This window comes from Streptomyces sp. NPDC058576 (assembly GCF_042718715.1).
Lineage (GTDB): Bacteria > Actinomycetota > Actinomycetes > Streptomycetales > Streptomycetaceae > Streptomyces.
In genome coordinates this window covers 1-22561 of sequence record NZ_JBHXPF010000089.1, presented here as the reverse complement: position 1 = coordinate 22561, position 22561 = coordinate 1, and the positions used below count along the sequence as shown (strand labels likewise).

Annotated in this window: 27 protein-coding genes; 12 read left to right on the top strand and 15 right to left on the bottom strand. The window is 69.9% G+C overall.

Annotated elements, in window-relative coordinates; genetic code table 11:
* Positions 1-213 precede the first annotated feature (213 nt).
* The 3 genes from ppdK to dusB form a co-directional block, all read right to left on the bottom strand.
* Positions 214-2925 carry a pyruvate, phosphate dikinase gene (gene ppdK, locus ACFWRV_RS34275; RefSeq protein ID WP_384339821.1) on the bottom strand — a complete coding sequence of 904 codons (2712 nt, stop codon included), beginning with the start codon at positions 2923-2925 and terminating at the stop codon, positions 214-216.
* Positions 2926-4215: 1290 nt separating this feature from the next.
* Positions 4216-4737: a hypothetical protein gene (locus ACFWRV_RS34270; protein WP_384339820.1), complete on the bottom strand. Its 522-nt coding sequence runs from the start codon at positions 4735-4737 to the stop codon at positions 4216-4218.
* A gap of 185 nt (positions 4738-4922) precedes the next feature.
* A complete protein-coding gene (gene dusB / locus ACFWRV_RS34265; RefSeq protein ID WP_384339819.1) occupies positions 4923-6071 on the bottom strand; it encodes a tRNA dihydrouridine synthase DusB in 1149 nt (382 codons plus the stop codon).
* A gap of 274 nt (positions 6072-6345) precedes the next feature.
* Between dusB and ACFWRV_RS34260 the strand changes: the two genes are divergently transcribed.
* A complete protein-coding gene (locus ACFWRV_RS34260; protein ID WP_384339825.1) occupies positions 6346-6771 on the top strand; it encodes a VOC family protein in 426 nt (141 codons plus the stop codon).
* 114 nt (positions 6772-6885) lie between these two features.
* Here the strand turns inward: ACFWRV_RS34260 and ACFWRV_RS34255 are convergent, their stop codons facing one another.
* Together ACFWRV_RS34255 and ACFWRV_RS34250 are read right to left on the bottom strand one after the other, a co-directional pair.
* Positions 6886-7155, bottom strand: a complete 270-nt coding sequence (locus tag ACFWRV_RS34255) for a hypothetical protein (protein ID WP_384339818.1) — start codon at positions 7153-7155, stop codon at positions 6886-6888.
* 312 nt (positions 7156-7467) lie between these two features.
* Positions 7468-8436, bottom strand: a complete 969-nt coding sequence (locus ACFWRV_RS34250; RefSeq protein WP_384339817.1) for a glutaminase — start codon at positions 8434-8436, stop codon at positions 7468-7470.
* A 263-nt stretch (positions 8437-8699) separates the two neighbouring features.
* On the opposite strand from ACFWRV_RS34250, the gene ACFWRV_RS34245 reads away from it, so the two are divergent.
* Positions 8700-9296, top strand: a complete 597-nt coding sequence (locus ACFWRV_RS34245; protein WP_384339816.1) for a hypothetical protein — start codon at positions 8700-8702, stop codon at positions 9294-9296.
* Between the two features lie 97 nt (positions 9297-9393).
* Here the strand turns inward: ACFWRV_RS34245 and ACFWRV_RS34240 are convergent, their stop codons facing one another.
* Together ACFWRV_RS34240 and ACFWRV_RS34235 are read right to left on the bottom strand one after the other, a co-directional pair.
* Positions 9394-9657, bottom strand: a complete 264-nt coding sequence (locus ACFWRV_RS34240) for a hypothetical protein (protein WP_384339815.1) — start codon at positions 9655-9657, stop codon at positions 9394-9396.
* Between the two features lie 96 nt (positions 9658-9753).
* A complete protein-coding gene (locus ACFWRV_RS34235; RefSeq protein ID WP_384339814.1) occupies positions 9754-10350 on the bottom strand; it encodes a TetR/AcrR family transcriptional regulator in 597 nt (198 codons plus the stop codon).
* A 70-nt stretch (positions 10351-10420) separates the two neighbouring features.
* Between ACFWRV_RS34235 and ACFWRV_RS34230 the strand changes: the two genes are divergently transcribed.
* Complete coding sequence (locus ACFWRV_RS34230) at positions 10421-11326, top strand: NADP-dependent oxidoreductase (protein WP_384339813.1); 906 nt, start codon at positions 10421-10423, stop codon at positions 11324-11326.
* 143 nt (positions 11327-11469) lie between these two features.
* Here the strand turns inward: ACFWRV_RS34230 and ACFWRV_RS34225 are convergent, their stop codons facing one another.
* Positions 11470-11730 (bottom strand): hypothetical protein, encoded by a 261-nt coding sequence (locus tag ACFWRV_RS34225; protein ID WP_384339812.1) that lies wholly within the window; start codon positions 11728-11730, stop codon positions 11470-11472.
* 298 nt (positions 11731-12028) lie between these two features.
* Between ACFWRV_RS34225 and ACFWRV_RS34220 the strand changes: the two genes are divergently transcribed.
* Positions 12029-12937, top strand: coding sequence for a MerR family transcriptional regulator (locus ACFWRV_RS34220; protein WP_384339811.1), 909 nt, complete (start codon positions 12029-12031; stop codon positions 12935-12937).
* A gap of 484 nt (positions 12938-13421) precedes the next feature.
* On the opposite strand, the gene ACFWRV_RS34215 is transcribed toward ACFWRV_RS34220, so the two are convergent.
* Both ACFWRV_RS34215 and ACFWRV_RS34210 read right to left on the bottom strand, forming a co-directional pair.
* Entirely contained in the window at positions 13422-13772 is a 351-nt protein-coding gene (locus ACFWRV_RS34215; protein WP_384339810.1) for a PRC-barrel domain-containing protein, read from the bottom strand.
* 138 nt (positions 13773-13910) lie between these two features.
* A complete protein-coding gene (locus ACFWRV_RS34210) occupies positions 13911-14057 on the bottom strand; it encodes a hypothetical protein (protein WP_384339809.1) in 147 nt (48 codons plus the stop codon).
* Between the two features lie 9 nt (positions 14058-14066).
* Between ACFWRV_RS34210 and ACFWRV_RS34205 the strand changes: the two genes are divergently transcribed.
* Positions 14067-14339: a DUF3253 domain-containing protein gene (locus ACFWRV_RS34205; RefSeq protein WP_384339808.1), complete on the top strand. Its 273-nt coding sequence runs from the start codon at positions 14067-14069 to the stop codon at positions 14337-14339.
* 198 nt (positions 14340-14537) lie between these two features.
* On the opposite strand, the gene ACFWRV_RS34200 is transcribed toward ACFWRV_RS34205, so the two are convergent.
* Entirely contained in the window at positions 14538-14747 is a 210-nt protein-coding gene (locus ACFWRV_RS34200) for a DUF397 domain-containing protein (RefSeq protein ID WP_384339807.1), read from the bottom strand.
* Positions 14744-15583: a Scr1 family TA system antitoxin-like transcriptional regulator gene (locus ACFWRV_RS34195; RefSeq protein WP_384339824.1), complete on the bottom strand. Its 840-nt coding sequence runs from the start codon at positions 15581-15583 to the stop codon at positions 14744-14746. The genes ACFWRV_RS34200 and ACFWRV_RS34195 overlap by 4 nt, the downstream gene beginning before the upstream one ends.
* A 93-nt stretch (positions 15584-15676) precedes the next feature.
* On the opposite strand from ACFWRV_RS34195, the gene ACFWRV_RS34190 reads away from it, so the two are divergent.
* The 3 genes from ACFWRV_RS34190 to ACFWRV_RS34180 are packed head-to-tail and all read left to right on the top strand — an operon-like array spanning position 15677 to position 16787.
* The gene (locus tag ACFWRV_RS34190; RefSeq protein WP_384339806.1) at positions 15677-15937 is read left to right on the top strand and encodes a hypothetical protein; all 261 of its coding nucleotides are present in this window, start codon (positions 15677-15679) and stop codon (positions 15935-15937) included.
* Positions 15938-15987: 50 nt separating this feature from the next.
* Positions 15988-16359 (top strand): hypothetical protein, encoded by a 372-nt coding sequence (locus ACFWRV_RS34185; protein ID WP_384339823.1) that lies wholly within the window; start codon positions 15988-15990, stop codon positions 16357-16359.
* Positions 16360-16388: 29 nt separating this feature from the next.
* Positions 16389-16787: a hypothetical protein gene (locus ACFWRV_RS34180; RefSeq protein ID WP_384339822.1), complete on the top strand. Its 399-nt coding sequence runs from the start codon at positions 16389-16391 to the stop codon at positions 16785-16787.
* A gap of 139 nt (positions 16788-16926) precedes the next feature.
* Here the strand turns inward: ACFWRV_RS34180 and ACFWRV_RS34175 are convergent, their stop codons facing one another.
* The 3 genes from ACFWRV_RS34175 to ACFWRV_RS34165 form a co-directional block, all read right to left on the bottom strand.
* Entirely contained in the window at positions 16927-17154 is a 228-nt protein-coding gene (locus tag ACFWRV_RS34175; protein ID WP_384339805.1) for a DUF6243 family protein, read from the bottom strand.
* A gap of 209 nt (positions 17155-17363) precedes the next feature.
* Entirely contained in the window at positions 17364-17567 is a 204-nt protein-coding gene (locus tag ACFWRV_RS34170) for a hypothetical protein (RefSeq protein WP_356562505.1), read from the bottom strand.
* Between the two features lie 110 nt (positions 17568-17677).
* Positions 17678-19060: a glycine--tRNA ligase gene (locus tag ACFWRV_RS34165; RefSeq protein WP_384339804.1), complete on the bottom strand. Its 1383-nt coding sequence runs from the start codon at positions 19058-19060 to the stop codon at positions 17678-17680.
* A gap of 178 nt (positions 19061-19238) precedes the next feature.
* On the opposite strand from ACFWRV_RS34165, the gene ACFWRV_RS34160 reads away from it, so the two are divergent.
* From ACFWRV_RS34160 to ACFWRV_RS34145, 4 genes are all read left to right on the top strand, one after another.
* The gene (locus tag ACFWRV_RS34160) at positions 19239-20267 is read left to right on the top strand and encodes a metal ABC transporter substrate-binding protein (RefSeq protein WP_384339803.1); all 1029 of its coding nucleotides are present in this window, start codon (positions 19239-19241) and stop codon (positions 20265-20267) included.
* 36 nt (positions 20268-20303) lie between these two features.
* Positions 20304-21086: a metal ABC transporter ATP-binding protein gene (locus ACFWRV_RS34155; protein WP_384339802.1), complete on the top strand. Its 783-nt coding sequence runs from the start codon at positions 20304-20306 to the stop codon at positions 21084-21086.
* Positions 21086-21985 (top strand): metal ABC transporter permease, encoded by a 900-nt coding sequence (locus ACFWRV_RS34150; RefSeq protein WP_384339801.1) that lies wholly within the window; start codon positions 21086-21088, stop codon positions 21983-21985. Before ACFWRV_RS34155 ends, ACFWRV_RS34150 begins: the two co-directional genes overlap by 1 nt.
* Before the next feature lie 104 nt (positions 21986-22089).
* Positions 22090-22524, top strand: coding sequence for a Fur family transcriptional regulator (locus tag ACFWRV_RS34145; RefSeq protein ID WP_384339800.1), 435 nt, complete (start codon positions 22090-22092; stop codon positions 22522-22524).
* Positions 22525-22561: the final 37 nt, after the last annotated feature.

Sequence of the window (22561 nt, the reverse complement as noted above, 5' to 3'; positions counted from 1 at the left end):
GCCGCGCCCCCCCCCCCGCACAGGGTGCCGCCGCTTCCGGGTGCTCCGGGGCCGCCGCCGGGCCGGTGCGCCCGGTGAGGGCCGGGCTCGGCTTCCGGCGGCGACGCCGGAGAGGCAGGCCGCTCTGCGGCCTTGGTCGGTGGGCAGGGCTGTTCGTGCAGCCCTGCCCAGGAGATCCGGGGTGTTCGTGCACCCCGGACCGGTGAGCCCGGGTCAGCGGCTGTCACTGCCCCGGGACTCGGCTGCGGCCCGGCCGGCCTCAAGGCGGGCCACCGGGATGCGGAAGGGCGAGCAGGAGACGTAGTCCAGGCCCACCTCGTGGAAGAAGTGCACCGACTCGGGGTCGCCGCCGTGCTCGCCGCAGACGCCGAGCTTCAGGTCCGGGCGGGTGGCCCGGCCCGCCTCGACGGCGCTGCGGACCAGCGCGCCGACGCCGTCCTTGTCGATGGTCTCGAACGGGGAGACCCCGAAGATGCCCTTCTCCAGGTACGCGGTGAAGAACGAGGCCTCCACGTCGTCGCGGGAGAAGCCCCACACCGTCTGGGTCAGGTCGTTCGTACCGAAGGAGAAGAACTGCGCGGCCTCGGCGATCTGGCCGGCCGTCAGCGCGGCGCGCGGCAGCTCGATCATGGTGCCGATGGTCAGCTTGAGGTCGGTGCCGGTGGCGGCCTGGACCTCGGCGATGACCCGGTCGGCCTCCTCGCGGACGATCTCCAGCTCCTGGACCGTGCCGACGAGCGGAATCATGACCTCGGCGCGCGGGTCGCCCTTGGCGTTCTTGCGGTGGGCGGCGGCCTCGGCGATCGCCCGCACCTGCATCGCGAACAGCCCGGGGATGACCAGACCCAGGCGCACGCCGCGCAGGCCCAGCATCGGGTTCTGCTCGTGCAGCTTGTGCACGGCCTGGAGGAGGCGCAGGTCGTTCTCGTTGGCGTCCTTGCGGGACTCGGCGAGCGCGACGCGGACCGACAGCTCGGTGATGTCGGGCAGGAACTCGTGGAGCGGCGGGTCGAGGAGGCGGACGGTGACGGGCAGTCCGTCCATCGACTCGAACAGCTCGATGAAGTCGGCCTTCTGGAGCGGGAGGAGAGCGGCGAGTGCGGTCTCGCGCTCGTCGTCGGTGTCCGCGAGGATCAGCTTCTCGACCATCTCGCGGCGCTCGCCGAGGAACATGTGCTCGGTGCGGCACAGGCCGATGCCCTGGGCGCCGAAGCGGCGGGCGCGCAGGGCGTCCTCGGCGTTGTCGGCGTTGGCCCGCACGCGCAGCCGGCGCACCCGGTCCGCGTACGCCATGATCCGGTGCACGGCGGCGACCAGCTCGTCGGCGTCGTCCGCCCCGGCGTGCATGCGGCCCTCGAAGTACTCGACGACCGGGGACGGTACAACGGGTACCTCGCCCCGGTAGACCTTGCCGGTGGAGCCGTCGATCGAGACGAGGTCGCCCTCCTCGATCACCGTGCCGCCGACCGTCATCCGGCGGCGCTTGGTGTCGACCTCCAGGTCCTCGGCGCCGCAGACACAGGTCTTGCCCATGCCGCGCGCCACGACCGCCGCGTGCGAGGTCTTGCCGCCGCGCGAGGTCAGGATGCCCTCGGCGGCGATCATGCCTTCGAGGTCGTCGGGGTTGGTCTCGCGGCGGATCAGGATGACCTTCTCGCCGGAGCGGGACCACTTGATCGCGGTGTACGAGTCGAAGACGGCCTTGCCGACGGCCGCGCCCGGGGACGCGGCGATGCCCCGGCCGAGCAGCTCGGTCTTCGCCTCGTCGTCGAAGCGCGGGAACATCAGCTGGGCGAGCTGGGCGCCGTTGACCCGCTGGAGGGCCTCGGCCTCGTCGATCAGGCCTTGGTCGACGAGCTGGGTGGCGATCCGGAAGGCGGCCCCGGCGGTGCGCTTGCCGACGCGGGTCTGGAGCATCCAGAGCTGGCCGCGCTCGATGGTGAACTCGATGTCGCAGAGATCCTTGTAGTGGTTCTCCAGCTTCTCCATGATCTGCATGAGCTGGTCGTACGACTTCTTGTCGATCGACTCCAGATCGGCGAGCGGCACCGTGTTGCGGATACCGGCGACGACGTCCTCGCCCTGCGCGTTCGTGAGGTAGTCGCCGTAGACGCCCTGGTGGCCGCTGGCCGGGTCACGGGTGAAGGCGACGCCCGTACCGGAGTCGGGACCCAGGTTGCCGAAGACCATCGAGCAGACGTTGACGGCCGTGCCGAGGTCGCCGGGGATGCGCTCCTGGCGGCGGTAGAGCTTGGCCCGGTCGGTGTTCCACGAGTCGAAGACCGCGTTTATGGCCAGGTCCATCTGCTCCCGCGCGTCCTGCGGGAAGTCGCGTCCGGCCTCGGACTCGACGATCTTCTTGAACTGCTTGACGAGCTTCTTGAGGTCGGCCGCGGCGAGGTCGGTGTCGACCGTGACCTTCTTCGCGTGCTTGGCGGCCTCCAGGGCCTCCTCGAAGAGATCGCCGTCGACGCCGAGGACGGTCTTGCCGAACATCTGGATGAGGCGGCGGTAGGAGTCCCAGGCGAAGCGCTCGTCGCCGGACTGGGTGGCGAGACCGGCGACCGAGACGTCGGAGAGGCCGATGTTCAGGACCGTGTCCATCATGCCGGGCATGGAGAACTTCGCGCCCGAGCGGACGGAGACCAGCAGCGGGTCGTCGGCCTGGCCGAGCTGCTTGCCCATGCGCTCTTCCAGCGCCTTGAGGTGCGCACTCACCTCGTCGCGCAGCGCGGTCGGCGCGTCGCCGCTGTCCAGGTAGACCTTGCAGGCCTCGGTGGTGATCGTGAAACCCGGAGGGACGGGCAACCCGAGGTTGGTCATCTCGGCGAGGTTGGCGCCCTTGCCGCCCAGAAGATCCTTCAGATCCTTGTTGCCCTCGGTGAAGTCGTAGACGAACTTCTGGGGATCTTTGTTTTCCGACACGGGTCTCGACTCCTCGAGGACGCGGTGGCTGCCCTGACGGCGAGGAACATACCCAGATCGAAGGTGTATGGGTACGTCCACTTGGTCGTCATGCGGCCGCAACCACCCGTCCGCCAGCAGATCGAAAGGGTCGCCCGGCCGAAGCAGGGGAATCCTTGCCTTCACCTCCTGAAGGCAACATAGCCGAAACTTGACCTTTTCCGCTCACCTGAGCGTTACACGCAGCAGGTGAGTACACTTCTCGAATACAGCGACGTGGCACTGAGTGCCACGTCTTTCAGAAGTGCAGTCAGCCACTTTTCGCTCATCTGAGCGCAACCCCGATCAAGGGTGGCGTGAATCACGCCCGATTCGGACCCCGGATTTCAGGATCCGGACGCCTCGGGACGCCTCAGGCAGTCGCTGAGCACCCCGGGATCCACCTCTTCCAGGCTACGGGCGAAGGTCCTCCACCGCGCGGGCTCCACCGGCAGCGGGGAGGGCGCCACCAGCACCGCACAGCCCACGGCCGTGCGCGGACGCTGTGCCGTCCGGGGAGTCCTCGACGGCGACACGGGCCGCTCGGCCGGGCCCCTGACCGGTCGCGGCCGCCCTGTACGGGTCGGGCGCTGTAGGGGTCGGGCAGCGTACGGGCCGGGATGCGGTGTGGTCCGTACGGTGCCGTCGGCCGAGCGCGCGAAGGAGGAGGGGGAGCACGCCCTTGCCGGCGCCCCGGCCACCACCGGGCCCATCAGGCGCCGGGGGTGAGGCGGCACCCGAGAGCAGTGGAGCGGCACCCTGTGCCGCTCCACTGCTGCCGTCACCGCGATCAGATGAGCGGCGGTTCCGCGACGGCCCGGCCGACAGCTCGCCTACCGGTGCCACGTGGCGGGCTGCCCCTAGGACTTGTCCGGCCGATCATGTGACTGCTCCGTGCCGGAGTCGTTGATGTGGACATGGGGCGGGGTGATCTGACGGATGCACTGGGACGTATCTGTTGGCTCCACGATCGTCCACGTGCATCAGCATGCGGCCGGTGAATCGGTTGGCCACGCGCTCGACATCGGCTTCCAGGCACCCGGTAGTGGTGACGGACCGGATGGTGGGGCACTGTTGTGTCCGGCGCCGGCGGCGAACCTCCACCAGAACCGGGCGCTCTCGGGGTGCTGGGCGAGGTAGAGCGTGCACGCGAAGGCCTGCATGCCTCGATATCGACACCGCCCGTCCAGCCGCGATGCGACAAGCTCACGGTCCGTTACGAGGCGACCGTCTTCGTCGCGGCGATAAACGAGTGGCTGTGCCCGTCGGCCATCACGCGGTGGGATCCACGTTCCACATCTCCGGCAGATCGCTGCCGCAGAAGACGCAGACGAAGTCGTCCTCGCGCACGATGTTGTGCTCCTGGCAGCCAGGACACCGGCGGAACACCACCTCGTGGGTGAAGCCGGAGGGTCGTCCGAGCCCTACGCAGTCCAGAGCACGAGCGACTTCCGTCCAGGAGCCGATGTCGGGGCAATACCCTGTGGACTGGTTGCTGACCTCGCTCACGGCCCACCGGTCCGCCTCGCGCTCGAAACTGATCTCGCCGGCGCTCAAGACCATGGCTCCGCCGGCGCAGGCCACGTGCTCGCTCCGTCGGGGCGCCAACCGAAGCGCACCGTCCACGCCGACCACGAAGGTGAACGGCTCGGCCAGTTCCGCCGCCGATCGCCCAGCGATCCAGTCGCCGAATTCAGCTGCCGAGCTGATCCGGGACCCGCCGCTGCCAGGCCGGACCGCAGCCTTCGGCTCGACCGGTCCGACGTATCGGTAACTCCGCCCCCGCGCACTCACGTCAGCCAACCTAGAGCACTTCCGCCCGTAGAAGCTCAGCCGCCGGAGGCGTACGGAATCAGCCACCCAGGATGCGTGCGGGCCCGGCCGCCGAAGACGCGTACGGGCTCGACCGCCGAAGATGCGTACCGGCTGAGCCGCTGGAGGGCGCGTACGGGCTCGACCGCCGGAGGGCGCGTACGGGCTCAGCCGCCGGAGGTGTCCAGCTCCGCGTCGGCGCTGATTCCGGCGCAGTCGTACGGGTCCTTCAGCCAGCCGTCCGGCAGAACGACCCGGTTGTTGCCCGAGGTGCGCCCGCGCGGGCCGTCGGCCCCGTCCGGCCAGGGCTGGCCGAGGTCCAGCTCGTGCAGCTGTCCGGCCAGCTCCTCCAGCGAGGAGGTGATCGCCAGCTTCTTGCGCATCTCGGAGCCGACCGCGAAGCCCTTGAGATACCAGGCGACGTGCTTGCGGAAGTCGATCACGCCACGGGCCTCGTCGCCGATCCACTCCCCCAGCAGCGTCGCGTGGCGCACCATGACGTCCGCGACCTCGCTCAGGGTGGGCGTGTGCCGGGCCGCACTGCCCTCCATGGCGTTCACCAGGTCGGCGAAGAGCCAGGGCCGGCCGAGGCAGCCGCGTCCGACCACGACGCCGTCGCAGCCGGTCTCGCGCATCATGCGCAGGGCGTCGTCGGCGCTCCAGATGTCGCCGTTGCCGAGCACGGGGATCTCCGGGACGTGCTCCTTGAGCCGGGCGATGGCGTCCCAGTCGGCGGTGCCGCCGTAGTGCTGGGCGGTGGTGCGCCCGTGCAGGGCGACGGCGGTGACGCCCTCCTCGACGGCGATGCGACCGGCGTCGAGGAAGGTGAGGTGGTCGTCGTCGATGCCCTTGCGCATCTTGATGGTGACGGGGAGGTCCCCGGCGTTGGACACGGCTTCCCTGAGGATGGCCCGCAGCAGCGGCCGCTTGTACGGGAGCGCGGAGCCGCCGCCCTTGCGGGTGACCTTGGGGACCGGGCAGCCGAAGTTCAGGTCGATGTGGTCGGCCAGGTCCTCGTCCACGATCATCCGGACCGCTTTGCCGACGGTGACCGGGTCCACTCCGTACAGCTGGATCGAGCGCGGGGTCTCGGTCGCGTCGAAGTGGATGAGCTGCATGGTCTTCTCGTTGCGCTCGACCAGCGCCCGCGTGGTGATCATCTCGCTGACGAAGAGCCCCTTGCCCCCGGAGAACTCCCGGCACAGCGTCCGGAACGGGGCGTTGGTGATGCCGGCCATCGGGGCCAGCACGACCGGCGGCCGCACGGTGTGCGGGCCGATGCGGAGCTGCGGGAGGGCGGGGGCGAGCGTGGTCATTGCTCCATTGTCGCGTACGCCGGAGGGGTGACGGGCCGGAGGCGTCGGGGCCGTGGACTCCGAGGCCGTGGATCGCCCGGTCGGCCTGCGGTTACCTGGTCCTGCCGCCTCCCGTCGGGATCGCGGCTGCCGGGTGTCGCGGCCTCCGGATGTCGCGGCCTCCGGATGTCGCGGCCTCCCGGTGTCGAGAATCGGGACCCGGCTCCGTCCCAGGGGCAGAGGCAGTCCACGAAGGACCGCGACCACGAAGGAGCACCCCGTGACCGTTCAGCGCATGGACAACGTAGCCATCGTCGTCGACGACCTGGAGGCCGCCGTCGCCTTCTTCCTCGAACTGGGCCTGGAGCTGGAGGGCGAAGCGGTGGTCGAGGGCGTCGTGGCGGACCGGATGACCGGCCTGGAGGGCGTCCGCAGTGCCATTGCGATGCTGCGCACCCCGGATGGCCACGGCAAGCTGGAGCTGACGAAGTTCCTCGCCCCGGCGGCGGTCACCGCCGGACCGGACGCCCCGCCGCCCAACACTCTGGGCCTGCACCGGGTCATGTTCGCCGTCGACGACATCGACGACAACGTCGCCCGACTGCGCCGCCACGGCGCGGAACTTCTCGGCGAGATCGCGCGGTACGAGAACGCCTACCGGCTCTGCGACCTCCGCGGACCCTCGGGGATCATCGTCGCCCTGGCCGAGCAGATCGGCTAGCCGGGCCCGTACCGGCTGGGCCGCACGGGGTTCGTCCGGACGTCACGCGGCCCCACCGCGCTGTGCGTGGTGGGGCCGGGGCCGTGGGCCGCCCGGTGACGGCGGGACCGTGGGTCACATGCCGGCGAAGACGAGGCCGAGGACCATTCCGCCGACCAGTCCGACGGCGCAGACCACGATGGCGACCGTGGCGAGCCGCTCATGGCGGACGGTCTTGGCGATGATGGCCATGATCAGGCCACCGAGGGCGAAGACGATCGGCAGGAAGATGAGCCCGATCACGCCGAGGATGATCGCGATGATGCTGAAGACGTTGCCTTCGGCGCCTCCCCGCGGCGCGTGGTGATGCTGCCCGGTCGGCTGGTTGCTGAACTGCGTAGCCATCTTCTCGCTCCTTCGGGACGGTCGCTCCGGGGTCCGGTCCGGAAGCGGACCGGCCTATCGATCGGATGCCCCGAAGTCCCCTGCCTACACAGTCACTTGGCATCGAGAGCGGTCCGGACCGACCGCTCCGGCCGGTCCGGTAGGTCTCCGGGACGACGAATCCGCAGGGTACACATGGCCCACCTGTTCCTCTTCGGCTACGAGGTCCCGGCACACGTGATGGCGGATCCCGCGCCACGGAACCGGGCGAACCGTCGGGTGGCGTTCTGGTGCACGGGGGCCGCGATTCTCAGCCTCCGCAGGGCCGGCACCTCAGAAGACGGACAGCCCGGTGAGTGTGGTGAACCGGTCGAGGGCGGCCACGCCCGCCACCGAGTTGCCGCGCCGGTCGAGCCCCGGGCTCCAGACGCACAGCGTGCACACTCCGGGCACGATCGCGATGATGCCCCCGCCGACGCCGCTCTTGCCCGGCAGCCCCACCCGATAGGCGAACTCCCCGGCGGCGTCGTACGTCCCGCAGGTCAGCATGACCGCGTTGACCTGCTTGGCCTGGCTGCGGGTCAGCAGCGCGGAACCGTCGGCCCGGACACCGTGCCGGGCAAGGAACCCCGCGGAGAGGGCCAGGTCCGCGCAGGACGCCTCGATCGAGCACTGGCGGAAGTAGGCGGCGAGCAGTTCGGGGACCGGGAGCGTGATGTTGCCGTAGGAGGCCATGAAGTGGGCCAGCGCGGCATTGCGGTCGCCGTAGGCCGCTTCGGAGGCGGCGACCTCCGGTACGAAGTCGATGGCGCCGTTGCCGCTCTCCGTACGCAGCAGCTCCCGCACCTGCCCCGCCGCGTCCCCGGTCAGCGCCTGCAGCCGGTCGGTCACCACCAGGGCCCCGGCGTTGATGAACGGGTTACGGGGAATGCCGTTCTCGTACTCCAGCTGCACCAGGGAGTTGAAGGGGTTGCCCGACGGCTCGCGGCCCACGCCCCGCCATATCTGCTCGCCGTCCAGGGAGAGCGCCAGCGCCAGGGCGAAGACCTTGGAGATGGACTGCGTCGAGAACGGCTGCCGCCAGTCTCCGACCCCATAGACGGTCCCGTCCGGCTCCGCGACGGCCATGCCGAAGCGCCGGGGGTCGGCTCCGGCGAGCATCGGGATGTAGTCGGCCGGGGCACCGTGGTCGTCGCGGGCGGCCATCTCCTCGGCTATGCGGCTGATGACGGCGCTGAAGCGGTGCGCGTCGGGGCGCGGGGCGGCGCTGCTCGCCCGGGAGGCGGCGGAGACGTGGGACACGGCGATTCCTGACGGGGAGGGGAGCGGGAGCCCGGCGGGCGGGGTGGAGCGGGAGAGCGGCGGCCGGAGGTGGGGCGGAGAGCGGCAGGCGGTGGAGTGGGAGAGCGGCGGGCTGGAGGTGGGGCGGAGAGCGGCGGGCGGGTGGAGCGGAGAGCGCCCACAGTCTGACCCGCCCACCGGAAGCAGCCAAAACGCCCCTCGCACCGGCGCCCTCCGGCGGGCGCGCCGCAGAAGCGTCCGGGGCGCGCGCCTACGATCGTGAAATGACCACCGACGAAGGAGCCCGACTGGGCGAGGAGGCCGCGCGCAGGCTGGCGCGGCTGGGGCGGGTCGACCTTTTGCCCGGCCTGTCCGACGCCGAGTTCGCGCGCGTCGAGGAAGAGTTCGGGTTCGAGTTCGGCGACGACCACCGAGCCTTCCTGGCGGCCGGGCTGCCCCAGGGGCGGCTTTCCCCGGCCCACCGGCGGCAGCCCTGGCCGAACTGGCGCGACGGCGACCCCGACGAACTGCGCGAGACCCTCGCCCGGCCGGTGGACGGGGTGCTGTTCGACGTGGAGTACAACTCCTTCTGGTCGCCCCGGTGGGGTTCCAGGCCGGACGCACCGGCCGAGGCCCTTGAGGTGGCGCGTACGGAGCTGGCCACTGTGCCGCGGATGGTCCCGGTCGCCTCGCACCGCTATCTGCCGGCCGGCCGCGGGACGTACGGGCACCCCGTCCTGTCGGTGTCCCAGACCGACGTCATCTACTACGGGACCGATCTGGCGGACTACATCGACCGGGAGTTCAACGGGCCGCTCCCCTGGGACGACGCCTCGCAGCCGCGAGCGACCGTACCCTTCTGGCGTGATCTCGTGGACTGAGTGACACGATCCCGCCCTCGTGGCCGCCGCCCCTGGTTCTTCCGCGGGGCCCCGTGACGAGGGCGGTCGTCGGCACCGTCGCTGAGGCGTCCCCGGTTCAGGGGCCGGGCGGTGCCTCGGTACCGGAGTGGTCGATGACGTTGCCGTTGGAGCAGTTGTTCTTGTGGTCGCCGGTCCAGTCACTCAGGGCGGGCACCACGGCGAGTTCCTGGACGCACACGTCCGCGGCGGTGAAGTTCCAGTTGTTCGCCGCGTTGACCCCGCTCCCGAAGTTGCTGTCGTTGTCGGCGAAGGCGGGCGTGGCGGCGGAGCCGGACAGGGCAGCGGCGGCCAGCAGGCCGCACGTAATGATCTTTCGCATGACTGATGAACGCGGCCCCTCCTGTCAGGTCACGCGGTGATCGCCCGAACGTGACCGTGCCGGGGCGACCGCCGTACCGGGATGCGTTCCGCGGGCCTACGTGCGACGGCCGGGTCGGTCGATGTGGGCCGCCCCCCAGGCCGCCTCGATCATCCGGAAGACCTCGTCCACCGCCGCCTCCGGATCGGCGGCCTCGCGGGCCAGCGCGTACGCGTCGATCACGAAACGGGCGATCGTCCGGCTGGCGATCGACGTCTCCGGAATGCCGAGGTCGGCGGCGACGGCCGCGGCCAGCGACTCCGCGTGGCGCAGCCGCATCGACTCCTCGTACTCACGCAGCGCCGGCGACGACTCGATCATGCTCCAGACCGGGGCGGCCTCAGGCGCGGTGCAGTGGCGCACCAGGGCGTGGATCTCGCGGCGCAGCGAGGGGATCAGCGGCTCGTCCGGAGCCCGGTCGGACACCGCCCTCAGGAGACCCTGCTCGAAGCCCCGGTCCTGTTCGAAGACCAGCGCTTCCTTCGAGGCGAAGTGGGAGAAGAGCGTAGTGACCGCCACGTCGGCTTCGGCGGCCACGTCACGGATGCCCACGGCCTCGTAACCGCGTTCCAGGAAGAGGCGCAGAGCCGTGTCGGCGATCTTCTGACGGGTCGCGGCCTTCTTGCGTTCACGGCGGCCGGTCTGCTCGGTCATGGCGTGACGCTACCAAATCCGTATACGCAACCGATCCAAAAAGCTAACCGTTAGTGTTACGGTCGGCCGCATGAAGAAAGTGAGCTTCGCCGCGTTCGGCGGCCCCGATGTCCTGCGCCTCATCGATGCCGAGGAGCCCCACGCGGGCCCCGGCCGGATACGCGTCTCCGTGCGCGCGGCGGGGGTGAACCCGGTCGACTGGCGGCTGCGCGAGGGACAGGTCCTGGGCGCGCACCCTGTCGAACTGCCTTCAGGGGTGGGGATCGATGCCGCCGGGGTGGTGGACGAGGTCGGCGACGGCGTCGAGGGGGTGGAGATCGGCGACCACGTGTTCGGCGAAGGGACGAGCACCTACGCCGAGTTCGCCGTGCTGTCGGCCTGGGCCCGGATGCCCGAGGGCCTGGCGTTCGAGGAGGCGGCCGGCTACCCGTCCGTGGTGGAGACCGCGCTGCGCGTCATCCGCGAGGTCGGCGCCCGCCCGGGAGAGACGTTGCTGGTCAGCGGCGCGTCCGGCGGAGTCGGTTCGGCGGTGCTGCAGATCGCCCGCGACCGGGGCATCCCGGTCATCGGCACGGCGGGGGCGGCCAACCAGGACTACCTGCGCGGCCTGGGCGCGCTCGCCACGACGTACGGCGAAGGCTGGGCCGGGCGGGTACGACGGCTGGGCCGGGTCGACGCGGCGCTCGACCTGGCGGGCTCGGGCGTGATCCCCGAACTGGTCGAGCTGACCGGTGATCCGGCGAAGGTCGTTTCCATCGCCGACCTGGACGCGCCGCGGTTCGGCGTCCGGTTCTCCGGCGTGGCGGGGAGCGTGCCGGACGCGCTGGCGGAGGCGGCCTCACTCATCGCACGCGGCCGGCTGCACATCCCGGTGGAGAAGTCCTACACCCTCGCGGACGCGGCGGCCGCGCACGCCGACAGCCGGGCCGGGCACACCCGGGGGCGACGCGTGGTGACTGTGGGCCCAGGGCGGTAGACCCGAACTCCGGTAACGAGGCCCTGCCGCTGCCGGCCGTCGATGGCGGGGAAGACCGCGGCCGCGAACCACAGCAGCGCGCCGCCTTCCGATCAGCCACTTCGCGCCCTTCGCCGAGAATCCGAGAATCCGAGAACGGGAACTCAGACCTCCTGGGGATGGCCGGCGTCACCCTCCACGACGAGCCGGTCCGTACCGGGTTCCTCCGCTCCCTCGATCACCGTCACGTCGATCGCACCGTCGCCGGTGGTGTCGAACTGGTAGACATCCGCTGTGCCGTCGCCGGTCGTGTCCGTCATCCACACATCCGGCTTGCCGTCACCGTTGGTGTCGGCACTGAGGAGGAGGTGGTTCTCGTCGCCCTGGGTCGGAGCAGCTTCTTCGGCGCCTGTGTTGGTGTCCATGGCAGCCGGTTGCCCCCGGGAAGCGGTTCAAAACTGTGGGGACGACCGGTCCGCCGCCCTCACCGCCGCGACATACTTACGCCAACGCCTGCACTGCACAGGCCTGTTGGGGGAGAGCATTCACGCCGGGAAGCAAGAACAATCCATGGCCCCGGCCCTCGGGGCCACCTCGAAGCCAAAGTGCATGAATGCCTGGGAGAAGGCCGGCGGCGGTCCGTCGACACCGGTTGCACCTTCCGTAGCGGCATGTGGTCCGGTGGACTCACGTCCCGGTCCCTTGAGGAAAGGCCCCCGTCTCATGCACGCGTCCTTCATGCCACCCCGCCAGGTCAGGATCGGTGACGCGGCCGCCTTCGTCGGCAGCACACCGAGGGCGATTCGCCACTACCACGAGATCGGCCTGCTCCCCGAGCCCGAGCGGGGCGGCGACAACCGCCGCCGCTACGGGTACGAGGACATGATCCGCCTGCTGTGGATCCGCAGGATGGCCGACGCCGGAATCGCCCTGGACGACATCCGTGACGCCCTTGCCACCGGCACGGCTTCCGCCGGTGCGGACAGCGGGGACGGCATCGCGGGCACCCTGGAGCGGTTGGAGGAAACCCTCGCCGAGCAGGAAGCGGAACTGCGGCGGCAGCGGACCGCCGTGCGGCGGATGCGGACCGAAGGCAGCCGGATGGGCCTGCTCTCCGACTTCGTCACCGACCGCCTCAGGAGCCTGCCCGAGGGCTCCCTGCGTCAGGCGGACCTGGACACTCTGCTGGTCACCGAGCGGATCTTCGGCCCGCTCGGCGCGGCCGTCCAGGCCACCCGCTTCATCGTCCTGGCCACGCATCCCACTCTGCGGGAGGAGTCCGACCGTATCGACGAGGCCGAGGAGGCGCTCGATGACAGCGTCGCCGTCGACGATCCACGGGTGGCTCAGATGGCCGCCGAGCGGCACGCCTTCGAGAGCGCCCTCCACGCCGCCATCGAGGAGTCCGGCCTGGAGGAGGAGGACGACGCCCTCTTCGACGCCTGGGACGAGCTGCATCCCGAGGACGGCGAGGACGGGGCCGGCCCCGGCAGACGGGAGCCCGGCTCCATGAGCGCGCTCGAAGCCATCGGCAAGATGCCCTACGACTTCTCCCCCGCCCGGCTGCGCTGCATGGAACTGGCCGAAGAGCTCTCCGCTCAGGACTCACCCCGTGCCCCGAACACAGCGTGACGAGCTGGTTCCCGGTCTGCGCTGGGACATCGAGGGCGTCGGCGGGACATGGGGCGAGAGCCGTACGCCAGATCCGCCGACATCGTCGGCAGAGCGAGGCTCCTCCGGAGCGTTGCGCGGCCGCGAGGGCTGTGTCTCGGGAGGAGCCGGCCACTCCGGAGCGGCAACGGTTCACCCCCGCCCAGTCCTGCCCGGCATGGAATTCACCATGAGCCGGTCTTCCTTCTCCGGGACGAGCGCTCTTCCTGCACCCGTTGAGGCCGTGTTGATAATTCTCTGTTGTCATTTCGCTTGATCGCGCTCTGCGAAAGTACCGCACGCCCCGCGGTATCCCTGATCGACCGCAAAACCAGACGCGTACATGAATCCGGCGGACTCAAGGGTGTGAAGAATGGCGAGACGTGGCCCGCGCTCAGCCCTGAGGCCGGGCCCGGAGACATGTGGCCAACCCGCTGCGCGTGCTCTTTCAGGCCCAACATGTCGCTCAGCGGCGGGCTAGGCGACGCCCGGGTCCAGATCCGTACTCCAGGCCGTAGTGGGTGAAGATGCCCTGCTCTTCCTCAGCCAGCAGTTCTCCATCGGTTTCGATGGAGGGGGCCTCTTTGACCAGCTGCTTCGGCCAGGCCACCTTCAGGTACGAGGGCGACACCACAGCATTGTTCAACGGGACGAAAGCAATCCGCTTCCGGGTGAGGAGCCCGAGGGTGACGGCCGCGAAGGCAGGCTGGTCGGTGGTGGTATCGACGTAGATGGATTCCAGGGATCCGATCTTGTCTCCCTCGGCGTCCACAACATCGTGATCCCGCCAGTCACGGATATTCTCCGCCTCGAACATGATGCCCCCTCTACTTCCTTTTCGGGTGATATCCCACTCATGCCCGCAGCAGCTTGAATCATTACTCCCAGCTTGCTCCGATAGTGCATCCGGGTGGCTCGGGACAGCAAATGCGCCCGCCGTCACCAGCCCACCCAGTTAGGAAGACGGCGGAAATGCGGCCTGCCGGGCGGGGAGCCCGCCCTTGCCGTCGCTGGTCTCTTCGGTGCGCTGACAGCAGGCCACCGCCTCCTGCTCACGGCCCGCCGGGCAGTCCGGCCACTCGGGCAGTAGCGCTGATGTCATCCTGGAAAGGTGACCCGAAGCGAGCAGCAGATCGACAGGCGCTTGGAACAGGCGATCCGCGACCTCTTGGAGCATCGCGACCCGACCGCCACCATCTGCCCCTCCGAAGCCGCGCGCAAAGTACACCAGGGCGATGACGACGGCTGGCGTTCCCTGATGGAACCAGCCCGACGCGCGGCTCAGCGGCTCGCCGAAGCAGGCCAGGTGGAGATCGTCCAAGGGGGCCGCCCCGTCGAGCCGGCCGAAGCCCACGGCCCGATCCGCATCCGGCGCGCCCGCTGACGATCGGCTGTTCCTCCGCCCTCATGTGCTTCCGCCTCGGGGAGGACGCCGTGACGACGGTCGAAGTGGACCCGGGCGTCTCGTCCCGGCAGGACGCGGACCGCCCCGACGTCACCGAGGTACGACTCCGCGTCACGAAGGAGGCAGCAGGGTGCCCCACCATGCGCGGCACGGCGGGGCATCCTGCTGCTCGGTTCCTCAGACGGTGTCGAACGTCCCGCCCCGGACGCCCGCGACGAACGCCGTGAAGGAGGCGGCGGGGACGGTGACCACGGGGCCGTCGACGAGCTTGGAGTCACGGACCGGGACGATCCCGTGCGCGGCGGCGAGGTTCGCGGCGACCTCGATGCAGTTACCGCCGTTCGAGCTGTACGAGGACTTGAACCAACGAGGGGATTCGGTCGTCACGGGGTGCCCTTTCGCAACTGGCTGATCTTGGCCACAGACGCTGCCTTCGACAGCGCCTCGCCCTGGAGTTGATGGTAGGTCGTGAGCATGGGCACCACGAACGAAGTTTCGCGCTCGACATGCCCCAGCGCCTGAGACTCGGCGTACGCGACGATGGAACGGTCCGCAAGCGTGAGCAGGTTGACCGGCAGATTGAACGCCCGCCTCGCTCCCAGGCTGAACGGTGCCACCTGAATGATCCAGTTGGGCAACGCGGCCATCTCCTGGAGCCGTTGCAGCTGAGCGTCCATGATCTCCGGGCCGCCGACAGCTTGGTACAGGCAGCTCTCGTCCATCACGACGAACACCATGGGCGGCCTCGGCCGCACCAAAGCCAACTGCCTCTCCGCCAGGAACGAGACTCGCTCATCGGCCTGTTCCGCAGAGATGGACCCGCGCTGCACGTCCCCACCGGCAACAGCCCGCGCGTACTCCGGTGTCTGCAACAGGCCAGGGATGAGACCAATCTCAAACAGCCTGATCTCCACCGCCCTGCCCTCGTACCCCACGTACTCCGGGAAGCCCTCCAGCAGGTTGCCGTGCTTCATCTCCTGCCACTGGCGCTCGAACGACTCGCTCGAACCGATGAGATCAAATAACCGGTCCGCTTTCCTCGCGAAAGGCAGAGTCGCCGGTTTGCGGCCAGTTTCGATCGCCGAGATGTGCCTGCCCGAGCAGCCGACCATGTCAGCCAGTTGATCCTGAATCCAGCCACGCTCCTCGCGCATGCTGCGCAGACGCGCACCGAAAGCGGCCTGCGGGCTCGCTTCCGGGTTGAGTTCCTTGACGTTTACCAACGTGCCCTCCCAGATCCCCACGTTGAAGACGCCACGACCCTAGGTCACGCTGAATCGCCCCGGTAGCCAAACGGCTACGGAGAGGAGCGATCGATGTACGGCGAGAACTTATGCCCGAATAATCAGGAACCCCCCGACCTCCCCGCCCTCGGAACCCTCATGGTCGACACCAGTCGCGCCGACCGCGTGGGCGAGTTCCGGGGCGTCGCCGGCCCCTACTGGTCGCTGCGGCCCGTCGGGGGTGGCGCGGAGTGGGAGGTCGAGCCCCGCCATGTGCGGCCCGCAGTCCTGATGGAGCAGCTCCGCGCCCGTACCGCTCGGCTCAACGCCCGTAGCCGGGGTGAGGTCCTGTGACGCCGCGTCCCCTCCCCCGGGTACCGTTCCGGCTCGCCCGACGCCGCCACGTGACGGGTTACGCGGCCGAGGTCACCGTCTCCGACGGGCAGCGGTTCGCCACCCTCGGCGGGGTCGTCGTGCGGAACCGGCGGCTCGTCCTCCTCTGGCTCCGGCGGCAGGCCCTCCGCCTGGCCAACGGTCACGGGCTCCCCCTCGCGCCCGATGCCGTACGGCTGCCGACCGACGATGTCCAACCGGTCCGCTTCCACGGGTCGCACGCCCCCGAGGAGTTGCGTCGCTGGGCCATCGACGGTGCACACCAGGACCACGCGATACGGGCTCTGGAGGCGGGGTTTCCCGCGCTGTTCACCGTTCTCGATCCCGCCGTCGGGCTGAGCCTGACGCTCGCCGGGTGGCGTGGGCGCCCGGCCGACCGGTAATCCCGCGACACGAACCGGAGTTGAACGACGTGCTCCAGTGCACCGCCGTCACGCTTCTTCCTCCTGCTGCCGTGCTGCGGCTCCTCGCCCCCGGGACGGACGACCCCGACGATCCGGAGCCGTACGTCCTGTGCGAACTCGGCACGCACGACGACCAGCACCCCGAACACGCCGCCTACCTCCGGCCGGGCAGGACGCCCGACTCACCGGCCCTGTGGTTCTTCTGGACCGGCAGCGGAACGGAACGCGCCCACCGGGCCGAGCCCGCCCCCTGGTGCCCCGCCGTCCTTCGCCGGCTCGACTCCGGTCTCGTGCGGCGGTGCGCGTTGTTCGACCACCACATCGCGTCGCACTCCTGGGACGTGACCGACCCGCTCGGCGACCTGATCGCGGAGCGGCTCGTCTCAGGGGACTCTCCCGAAGGGTGACCCCCGTCCCCATGAACCAGTGCACCGCCGTCGCGTCACTGCCTTCGCGGCGGACACGCACATGGGCCCGGATCACGGATGATCCGGGCCCACGGTCGTACGGAGTGTACGGAACCTACGAGGCGCTAACGCCGAGGCGTCAGCTCTGCGCCGACGAAGCGTCGTCGCCCTGCTCGCCCGGCTCGGCGGCGGTCGTGGCCGCCTGGGCCTCGGCGCGCTCGCGCATCTTGCGGACCAGCTCCTGCTTCTTGTCCTCGGCGACCTTGCGGTCGGCGGTGCGGGCGGAACCCGCGCCCTGCTGGTCGGCTCGGGACAGCTTCTTGCGCTGTCCGCCGACGCCGAGGAGGTTGTTACGACTCTTGGCCATGGCGTTCTCCCATGTGGAGGGTGAAGTGAGTCAGGTGAAGGTGATCGGGTCCGGTCGCACCGGTCCCCGGCCGCGGCGGGGTGTTCTCACCCGCCGCGCTCTCACTCGTAGATCTGGAAGAACGAAGACATGCGGAAACCGTACCCCGCTCCCCGAGCGCCCCGCACCAGGTTTTCGGGCCACTCGGAGGTCTCCGGGTACCGAAAGTCTCAGGCCGTCGGGTCGACCGTCGCCTGATGCGCCTCGGCCAGGTGCTCCTCCGCCTTCAGCCAGGGCAGGAACTGCGCCGAGCGCCGCCACGCACAGGTGGAGCAGGTCAGCTGGCGCGTCACGCCCGACTTCCGTACCTGCACGACGTGTTCACGGCCGTGCTGGTCCCATCTGCTGACCTTGCTGGTGGTGATCGACGGCATGGCGGACCTCCCGGGACGGCGGCGGGGGCTCCGGTGGACTGTACGACGAAGCCCCCGGTTCCGTACCCGGAACCGGGGGCCTCACGCGCGTACGGCAGCGTAAGAAGGTGTCAGCAGCCGAGCAGACGCGAGCCCAGGTACGCCTGGATCTGGTCCAGCGAGACGCGCTCCTGCTTCATGGTGTCGCGCTCGCGCACGGTCACCGCGTTGTCGTCGAGGGTGTCGAAGTCGACGGTGACGCAGAACGGGGTGCCGATCTCGTCCTGACGGCGGTAGCGGCGGCCGATGGCGCCGGCGTCGTCGAACTCGATGTTCCAGTTCTTGCGCAGGTCGGTCGCCAGGCCCTTGGCCTTCGGCGAGAGCTGCGGGTTGCGGGACAGCGGCAGGACCGCGACCTTGACCGGGGCCAGGCGCGGGTCGAGGCGCATCACGGTGCGCTTCTCCATGACGCCCTTGGCGTTCGGCGCCTCGTCCTCGACGTAGGCGTCGAGCAGGAACGCCAGCATCGCGCGGCCGACACCGGCCGCGGGCTCGATGACGTACGGCGTCCAGCGCTCGTTGGCCTCCTGGTCGTAGTACTGGAGGTCGGTGCCCGACGCCTCGGAGTGCGCCTTGAGGTCGTAGTCGGTGCGGTTGGCCACGCCCTCCAGCTCGCCCCACTCGCTGCCGCCGAAGCGGAAGCGGTACTCGATGTCGGCGGTGCGCTTGGAGTAGTGGGAGAGCTTCTCCTTCGGGTGCTCGAACCAGCGCATGTTCTCCTCGCGCATGCCGAGGTCCGTGTACCAGTTCCAGCGCTGGTCCATCCAGTACTGCTGCCACTCCTCGTCCTCGCCCGGCTTGACGAAGAACTCCATCTCCATCTGCTCGAACTCACGGGTCCGGAAGATGAAGTTGCCCGGAGTGATCTCGTTCCGGAAGGACTTGCCCATCTGCGCGATGCCGAACGGCGGCTTCTTGCGCGAGGTCTGCAGCACCTGGCCGAAGTTGGTGAAGATGCCCTGCGCGGTCTCGGGGCGCAGGTAGGCGACCGAGCCGGAGTCCTGGGTCGGGCCGAGGTGGGTGGAGAGCAGACCCGAGAACTGCTTGGGCTCGGTGAAGGTGCCCTTGTTGCCGCAGTTGGGGCAGTTGAGGTCGGCGAGGCCGTTGACCGGCGGCTTGCCGTGCTTCTCCTCGTACGCCTCCTCCAGGTGGTCGGCGCGGTAGCGCTTGTGACAGGAGGTGCACTCGGTCAGCGGGTCCGAGAAGGTGGCGACGTGTCCGGAGGCGACCCAGACATCCGGGGCAAGGATGACCGACGAGTCGAGACCGACCACGTCCTCGCGCGCGGTGACCATGTAGCGCCACCACTGACGCTTCAGGTTCTCCTTCATCTCGACGCCCAGCGGCCCGTAGTCCCAGGCGGCCTTCTGGCCGCCGTAGATCTCACTGCAGGGGTAGACGAAGCCACGGCGCTTGCTCAGGCTGACGATGGTGTCGATCTTGTCGGCGGCCACGGTGCTCTCTTCATTACGACGACGACGAACGGCGAATGACTCAGGTTACCGGCGCGTGCACCCCCTGGATCAAATCGATAGGGGCCCGGAGGAGGCTGTGTGCCGCCACCTCGTGATCTTCCGGGCATCTCATCCGTCTTGTTGACAATCGTTTCCACTTTTGTTGAAAATGACTGTCATGAACGTACGCCGCCTGATACCCACCACCGCCGTCGCCGGAGCAGTCGCCCTCGGTCTGACCGCTCTCTCCGCCTGCTCCACCTCCGACGCGGCGGACGGGAGCGACGGCGGCAAGCTGAAGGTGACGGCGTCGTTCTACCCGATGCAGTTCCTGGCCGAGAAGATCGGCGGCGAGCACGTCGCCGTCACCAGCCTCACCAAGCCGGGCGTCGAGCCGCACGACCTGGAGCTCACCCCGCGCCAGATCGGCTCCATCAGCGAGTCCGACTACGTGCTGTACCTCAAGGGCATCCAGCCCGCCGTGGACGACGCGATCAAGCAGTCCGGTGTGCAGAACACCGTCGACGCCGCGACCCTCACCACGCTGGAGAACCACGGCTCCGAGGTCAGCGGCCACGACCACGGGCACGAGGGCGAAGAGCACGCGGACGAGCACGGCCACGAGGGCGAGGAAGCCCCCGAGGAGCACTCCGAGGGCGACGGCCACAACCACGGCGAGGAGGGCGGCGCCGACCCGCACATCTGGCTGGACCCGGTGAAGTACGCCGAGGTCGCCAAGGGTGTCGGAAAGTCGCTGGAGAAGGCCGACCCCGACCACGCCGCCGACTACAAGAAGAACACCGCCGCCCTCGTCGCCGAGCTGGGCGAGCTGAACACGGCGTACGAGACCGGGCTGAAGGACCCCGCCACCAAGACCTTCATCACCACCCACTCCGCCTTCGGCTACCTCGCCGAGCGCTACGGGCTCACCCAGCAGGGCATCGCGGGCGTCGACCCCGAGGCCGAGCCGAGCCCGGCACGCATCCAGGAGATCCACACCATCGCGGAGAAGGAGAAGGCCACCACGGTCTTCTTCGAGACGCTCGCCAGCGACCGGACCGCGAAGACCCTCGCGAAGGACACCGGCCTCAAGACCGGCGTCCTGGACCCGCTGGAGGGAATCACGGACAAGTCCCAGGGCGCTGACTACATCGAGGTCATGGAGTCCAACCTCGCCGCGCTGCAGAAGGCACTCGGCGCGAAGTGACCCGCACCACTTGTGACGTTCGGAACGGAGGCGCTCGTGCCGGAGCGTGAGAGCACCCCCAGCGAGGCCGTGATCAGCCTGCGCGCCGCCACGGCCACCCTCGGCGCGCGCCCCGTGCTGCGCGGCGTGGACCTGACCGTGCTCCGCGGCGAGGTCGTCGCGCTGCTCGGCGCCAACGGCTCCGGCAAGTCCACCGCCGTACGGTCGGTCATCGGGCAGGTCCCGCTGACCGGCGGCAGCGTCGAGCTGTTCGGCACCGAGCTGCGCCGCTTCCGCCGGTGGGGCCGGATCGGGTACGTCCCGCAGCGCACCACGGCCGCGGGCGGCGTGCCCGCCACGATCCGCGAGGTCGTCGCCTCCGGCCGGCTGTCCCGTACGGGGCTGCGGTGGCCCGGGAGGGCGGACCGGGCGGCCGTGGACCGGGCGATCGAGCTGGTGGGCCTGGCCGACCGCGCCAAGGACTCCGTGAGCGCCCTGTCGGGCGGCCAGCACCAGCGGGTGCTGATCGCCCGCGCCCTGGCCTCCGAGCCGGAGCTGCTGATCATGGACGAGCCGATGGCCGGGGTGGACCTGGCCAGCCAGGAGATCCTGGCCTCGACCCTGCGCGAGCAGGTGGCGCTGGGCACCTCCGTGCTGCTGGTGCTGCACGAGCTGGGCCCGCTGGAGCCGCTGATCGACCGGGCCGTCGTCCTGCGCGACGGCTGCGTCACGCACGACGGGCCGCCGCCCGAGGCGCTCGGCCAGCACGCCCTGCCCGGCCACGACCACGTACACCCCCACGCGGCCGCCGAGCCCGTCCGGACGGGACTGCTGACCTGATGCTCCTCGAATTCCTGAACCCTCCCTTCATGCAGCGGGCGCTCATCGCGGCCGTGCTGGTCGGCATCACCGCGCCCGCCATCGGCATCTACCTGGTGCAGCGCCGGCAGGCCCTGATGGGCGACGGCATCGGGCACATCGCGATGACCGGCGTCGGCCTCGGCTTCCTGCTCTCCACCAGCCCCGTCTGGATGGCCACGGCCGTCGCGGTGGCCGGTGCGGTCGTCATGGAGCTGATCCGCTGGTACGGGCACACGCGCGGCGACCTCGCCCTGGCGATGCTGTTCTACGGCGGCATGGCGGGCGGCGTCATGCTGATCAACCTGTCCGACACGGGCTCCAACGCCAATCTGACCTCGTACCTCTTCGGCTCGCTCGCCACCGTCTCCGAGTCCGACGTCGTCGCCATCTGTGTCCTGGCGGCCTTCGTGGTGCTGGTCACGGTGGGGCTGCGGCGGCAGTTGTTCGCGGTCAGCCAGGACGAGGAGTTCGCCCGGGTCTCCGGTCTTCCGGTGCGGGTGCTGAACCTGCTGGTCGCGGTGACCGCCGCGGTGACCGTGACCGTCGCGATGCGGGTCGTCGGCCTGCTGCTGGTCAGCGCGCTGATGGTGGTGCCGGTGGCGGCCGCCCAGCAGATCACCAAGTCCTTCAGGGTCACCTTCGTGCTGTCCGTGGTGATCGGCACGGCCGTGACCCTCACCGGCACCGTGACCTCGTACTACCAGGACGTTCCGCCCGGCGCGACGATCGTGCTGCTGGCCATCGCGGTCTTCGTCGCGCTGACCGCGCTCGCCGCTCCGCTCGCGCGACGCCGGGCCCGGGCGAGCGAGGTGAAGGGGGCCGAGTGCACCCTGGAAGTACCGGCAGCCCGCCGGGACCGGGACGACGTACGGGTGTGACAGCGGTGCGTGTGACGGTGTCGCACCGTACGTGTTCGCCGGAGGCACCCGGCGGGGCTGGCACAATGGCCCGACACATGTACGGGCGACACGAGGAGGCACCTGTGGCCACGGCGCCGATCAGTGGCACGAACGCAGCGCCGGTACGCGGCCGGTCCACCCGGCAGCGGGCGGCGGTGGCGGCGGCGCTCGACGAGGTCGACGAGTTCCGCAGCGCCCAGGAGCTGCACGACGTCCTCAAACACCGCGGCGACTCCGTGGGCCTCACGACGGTCTACCGGACCCTGCAGTCCCTCGCCGACGCCGGTGAGGTCGACGTCCTGCGCACCACCGAGGGCGAGGCCGTCTACCGGCGGTGCTCGACCGGCGACCACCACCACCACCTGGTCTGCCGGCTCTGCGGCAAGGCCGTGGAGGTCGAGGGGCCGGCCGTCGAGCAGTGGGCCGAGATGATCGCCGCCCAGCACGGCTATGTGAACGTCGCGCACACCGTCGAGATCTTCGGCACCTGCGTGGAGTGCGCCGAGAAGAAGGCGTAACAGACATACGGAGAAGGGGCGGGCCCGGTACGCCTAC